This is a genomic window from Kitasatospora sp. NPDC002227, assembly GCF_040296285.1.
In the GTDB taxonomy this organism is placed as follows: domain Bacteria; phylum Actinomycetota; class Actinomycetes; order Streptomycetales; family Streptomycetaceae; genus Kitasatospora.
This window is the reverse complement of record NZ_JBEOWY010000109.1, coordinates 1-4,885: the sequence shown is the minus strand read 5'-3', so window position 1 is coordinate 4,885 and position 4,885 is coordinate 1. Positions and strand designations below refer to the sequence as shown.

General features: G+C 74.1%; 4 protein-coding genes and 1 pseudogene. 1 reads left to right on the top strand and 4 read right to left on the bottom strand.

Annotated features, from left to right (window positions below):
• Positions 1-222 precede the first annotated feature (222 nt).
• Both ABT095_RS38505 and ABT095_RS38500 read right to left on the bottom strand, forming a co-directional pair.
• The gene (locus ABT095_RS38505; RefSeq protein ID WP_350534294.1) at positions 223-1,254 is read right to left on the bottom strand and encodes an HAD-IIA family hydrolase; all 1,032 of its coding nucleotides are present in this window, start codon (positions 1,252-1,254) and stop codon (positions 223-225) included.
• A 21-nt stretch (positions 1,255-1,275) separates the two neighbouring features.
• Entirely contained in the window at positions 1,276-1,728 is a 453-nt protein-coding gene (locus tag ABT095_RS38500; protein ID WP_350534293.1) for a tetratricopeptide repeat protein, read from the bottom strand.
• A 123-nt stretch (positions 1,729-1,851) separates the two neighbouring features.
• Between ABT095_RS38500 and ABT095_RS38495 the strand changes: the two genes are divergently transcribed.
• On the top strand, positions 1,852-3,222 hold the full coding sequence (locus ABT095_RS38495; protein ID WP_350534292.1) for a DUF1015 family protein: 1,371 nt from the start codon (positions 1,852-1,854) through the stop codon (positions 3,220-3,222).
• Between the two features lie 88 nt (positions 3,223-3,310).
• Here the strand turns inward: ABT095_RS38495 and ABT095_RS38490 are convergent, their stop codons facing one another.
• Together ABT095_RS38490 and ABT095_RS38485 are read right to left on the bottom strand one after the other, a co-directional pair.
• Positions 3,311-4,174 (bottom strand): tetratricopeptide repeat protein, encoded by an 864-nt coding sequence (locus ABT095_RS38490; RefSeq protein ID WP_350534295.1) that lies wholly within the window; start codon positions 4,172-4,174, stop codon positions 3,311-3,313.
• Between the two features lie 81 nt (positions 4,175-4,255).
• Positions 4,256-4,885: pseudogene (locus ABT095_RS38485) on the bottom strand (hypothetical protein); the annotation flags it as partial.

Here is a 4,885-nt window from a genome sequence, read left to right as displayed (position 1 = left end):
ACCTACCTGGACCAGCGCGACATCCCCCGGCCGAAGTCCTGGCGAACTCTTGGCACTTGAACCCGATCGTCCAAGATCCCCGACAGAGTCAAGCTAAACCCAGGGGTGCGAGGAACCGCGCGGCCAACCACCCTCCGGCCGCAGCAGTCCCTCCGCCCCAAGTTGCACTATCCGGGGGCGCGAGGAACTGCGCGACAAGCCGACCTCCCCGCCGCAGCCGCTCTACAGCCCCAACTCCAGCAGCGCCTTCGTCCCGTCGAGAGCCGCGCCCTGCCAGGCCACCCCGCACAGCGCCCGCAGCCCGTCGTAGACGTCCCCCTCGCCCGCGACCCGCAGCTCCCCGTCCTCCGCCCAGGCCCGGTACCCGCCGCAACCGAAGGCCCAGTCCCCGAGCTCGACGACCTCGGGAGCAGCGACGAGCATCCCCCGCAGATCCGCCGCCAGGTACGTCGGCCGGTGCTCCACCGGAGCAGCCAGCACCTGCGCCGGGGTCGTCACCCCCGTGAACACCAGCAGCGAGTCCACCCCGCCGTTGAACGCCCCCTCGATGTCGGTGTCCAACCGGTCCCCCACCACCAGCGGCCGCCGCGCCCCCGTCCGGATGACCGTCTCCCGGTGCATCGGCGGCAGCGGCTTGCCCGCCACCTCCGGCTCGACCCCGGTCGCCGTCCGGACGGCCGCCACCAGCGTCCCGTTGCCCGGCGCGATCCCCCGCGCCGTCGGCACGGTCAGATCCGTGTTCGAAGCCACCCACGGCAGCCCCGCCGCCACCGCGTACGAAGCCTCCGCCAGATCGGCCCAGCCCACCGAGGGGTCGTACCCCTGCACCACGGCCACCGGCCCGTCGGCCAGCTTCCGCACCGCCTCCAGGCCGTGCTCCGCGAGCGCCTCCACCAACCCGGCCCCGCCGACCACCAGCACCTTCGACCCGGCCGGCACCTTGGCGGCCACCAGCCGCGCCGCCGCCTGCGCCGAGTTGATCACGTCCTCGGCGGCGGCCGGCACTCCCAGCTCACTCAGGTGCCCGGCCACCACCCGCGGCGGCCGCGAGGCGTTGTTGGTCACGTACGCCAGCCGCATCCCGGCCTCCCGCGCCACGGCCAGCGACTCCACCGCGTGCTCGATCGCGTCCGGACCGGCGTACACCACCCCGTCCAGGTCGAGCAGCGCGGTGTCGTACGCCTCCGTCAGCGGACGGTCGCACCCCCCGGGCGCGGTCCGGTGCTGCCCGATGGCCGTGGCCGTCTCCGTCATGCTGCTCCACCTCTCGAAAGATCAGTCGTCCCCGGGCAGCTCCTGGCCGCGCGGTTGCCTCGGGCCGGGCGCCCCCGGCAGCAACGGCCCGTACGCCCCGGCGCGCGCCGCCAGCGTCGCCCTGGTCTGCCGCAGCGCCGCCCGGTAGTGCTCGGCCTCCGGCCGCATCGCGACCGCGAGCGCCAGGTGCTCGACCGAGGCCTCGAAGTCCCCCAGCCTGGCCGCGGCCATGCCCCACCCGAACTGAGCGTAGTCGTCCGCCGGATCGGCCAGCGCCACCGCCTTGAAGTTCTCCAGCGCCGGCCCGAACAGCCCGGCGTCGAACTGGGACCGCGCCAGCGTCTCCCGGATGCTCCGCGAATGCGGCTCGGCCGCCGCCGCCCGCGCCAGCAACTGCTCGGCGGCCGCCGGGTGCCCCTGCTCCAGCAGCTGCGCGCCCCGCCGGAACCAGTCGTAGACATCCCCCTCAGGCACCCCTGAAGTCCGCTCCCCGCTCTGCTCCATCCCGCCCTCCACTCCCCTGGCCCACGCCCGTCACCTGACACTTCTCCAGGCTCCTGGCCCTCTCAACACCCCATACCCGATTACCATGCCCTGATGAGTGCACCCAGTGCAGATACCGGAGCGGAGTCTCCGGCAGGCGGCCCCGGCGATCCCGGGCACGTCGCCACCGCAGGGCTGTCCCTGTCCCCCTTCCGAGGCCTGCGGTACGTCCCCGACCGGGTCGGCACGCTGGCTGCGGTCACTTCGCCCCCGTACGACGTCGTGGACCCGGGCCGGCGGCTCGACCTGGAGACGGCGGACCCGCACAACATCGTCCGACTGATCCTGCCCCGGCCCGAGCCGGAGGACAGCGGCCACCGCCCCGACCGCGACACCCGCTACCGGCACGCCGCCCGCCTGCTCACCCAGTGGCGGCGCGAGGGCGTGCTGGCGGCCGACGAGCAGCCCGCGCTCTACGTCTACGAGCAGCGCACCAGCCCCGACTCCCCCGGCGGCGAGCTGCTCCAGCGCGGCCTGATCGGCGCCCTGGCCGTCAGCGGCAAGGAGGCGGGCATCGTCCTCCCCCACGAGGACGTCATGCCCCGGCCGGTGGCCGACCGGGTCGGCCTGATGCGCACCACCAAGGCCAACCTCGAACCGCTGCTGCTCACCTACCGGGGCCACGGCGGCGCGGCCGCCGTGATCGAGCGCGCCGTGGCGGGCGAGCCGCTGCTCACCACGACCACCAGCGACGGCACCCACCACCGCCTGTGGGCCGTCACCGACCCGGCCGAGCTGGCCGAGGTCTCCCGCGACCTGGCCACCTGCCGCGCCCTGATCGCCGACGGCCACCACCGCTGGGAGATGTACCTGCGCCTGCAGCGCGAACACCGCCACCTCCCGCGCAGCCCGTGGGACCGGGGCCTGGTCCTGCTCGTGGACACCGCCCGCTACCCGCTGCGGGTGCGCGCCATCCACCGGGTGCTCTACCGCCTCCCGCTCGAGGACGCCCTCGCGGCGCTCGGCGACCACTGGCGGGTCAAGGAGGTGCCCGGCCCGCTGGACACGGCCCTGCAAGCCCTCGCCGAGGCCAAGCGGCACGGCGGCAACGCCTTCCTGCTCACCGACGGCGACGGCACCTTCCGGCTGCTCAGCGACCCGGACGAGGCCCTGCTGGCCGCCACCGTGCCGCCCGGCAAGCCCGAGGAGTGGCGCCGTCTGGACGCCACCGTGCTGCACGCCACGCTGCTCGACCACACCTGGCACGTGCCCGACGGCCCGGACGACATCGGCTACCTGCACACCGCCGTCGCCGCCGAGCGCGAGGCCGCCCGCACCGGCGGCACGGCCGTACTGCTCAGCCCGGTCAAGGAGAGCGTGGTCCGCCGGCTGGCCGAGCAGGGCGTCACGATGCCCCGCAAGTCCACCTCCTTCGGCCCCAAGCCCGCCACCGGCCTGGTCCTGCGCAGCCTCGAGATCTGCTGACCAGGCTGGGCTGACCGGGCCGGGCTGGCCCCGGTACGACGAAGGCCCGGCAGGATGCTTCCTGCCGGGCCTTCGCTCTTGGTGCTACTTACCGCTTGTCGTCCCGGACGTCGACCTCGTCGATCTCCAGGTCATCCTCGTCGTAGTACTCCTCGACGTCTTCCTCGTCCTCGTAGATGTCGCGGTCCTCACCGGCGTCGTCCACGGCGACCTTGCGGCGCGGGGCCTCCTCGCGGACGGGCTCCTCGCCCTCCTCGTCCTCGCCCAGCTCGGGGTCGAGAGCGTCCACGAACTCCAGGCCGTCGATCTCGGCCAGCCGCTCGTGGGCGTTGGTCGAACCGTCGGTGTCGGCCTCGGCGGCCTTGGCGAACCAGTCGCGGGCCTCCTCCTCGCGGCCGACCGCGATCAGCGCCTCGGCGTAGGCATAGCGCAGGCGCGCCGTCCACGGGTGCACCGCGCTGGAGCCGAGCTCGGGGCTCTGCAGGGTCACCAGGGCCGCGTCCAGCTGGCCCAGATCGGCGCGGGCGCCGGAGGCGACCAGGCGCATCTCGACCTGGCCGGCCTTGTCCAGCTGCTTGACCTCGGGCTCACCGGCCATCGCCAGCGCCTTCTCCGGCCGGCCCAGACCGCGCTCGCAGTCCGCCATGACCGGCCACAGGTCCACCCGGCCGGTCATCCGGCGCGCGGCGCGGAACTCGGTCAGCGCCTCGGCGTACCGCTGGGTGGCGTACGAGGCGAAGCCCGCCGCCTCACGGACGGAGGCCACGCGCGAGGCCAGCCGCAGCGCGACGCGGGAGTACTTGTACGCCTCCTCCGGCTCGCTGTCGATCAGCCGCGCGACCATCACCAGGTTGCGCGCCACGTCGTCGGCGAGGGTCTTCGGCAGGCTCTTCAGGTCCTGACGGACATCCGCGTCGATCTCGAAGCCCGTGACGTCCTCGGGGATCGGCAGCCGGTTGACCGGCTCGTAGTTCCCACGACGGTCGTCGTAGTCCGAGCGCTCCTCACGACGCGGGCCACGGTCGTAGCCGCCCCGGTCGTCACGGCGCGGGCCGCGGTCGTAACCGCCACGGTCACCCCGGTCGCCCCGGTCGTCGCGGCGGAAACCGCCGGACGGCCGGTCGTCCCGACGCGGACCACGGTCGTAACCGCCGCCAGAGGGGCGGTCGTCACGGCGCGGGCCACGGTCGAAGCCGCCCCGGTCGTCACGACGGGGGCCGCGGTCGTAACCGCCGCCAGAGGGGCGGTCGCCACGGTCGTCGCGGCGGAAGCCACCACCGGTGGGACGATCACCACGGTCGTCACGACGGAAGCCACCACCGGCCGGACGGTCGTCGCGACGCGGGCCACGGTCGAAGCCGCCCCGGTCGTCACGGTCACGACCGTAACCACCCGACGGACGGTCACCACGGTCGTCGCGGCGGAAGCCACCACCGGTGGGACGATCACCACGGTCGTCACGACGGAAGCCACCACCGGCCGGACGGTCGTCACGGCGCGGGCCACGGTCGAAGCCACCGCCCGAGGGACGGTCACCACGGTCGTCGCGGCGGAAACCGCCGCCGGACGGACGGTCACCGTAGGAGCGGCCACCACGGTCGTCACGGTCACGGTTGAAGCCGCCACCCGACGGACGGTCATCCCGACGCGGACCACGGTCGAA

What these genes read in the sequence shown, in the direction of transcription:
- ABT095_RS38505 (WP_350534294.1), bottom strand. Translation starts at nt 1,254, where the DNA reads ATGACGGAGACGGCCACGGCCATCGGGCAGCACCGGACCGCGCCCGGG.
- ABT095_RS38495 (WP_350534292.1), top strand. Translation starts at nt 1,852, where the DNA reads ATGAGTGCACCCAGTGCAGATACCGGAGCGGAGTCTCCGGCAGGCGGC.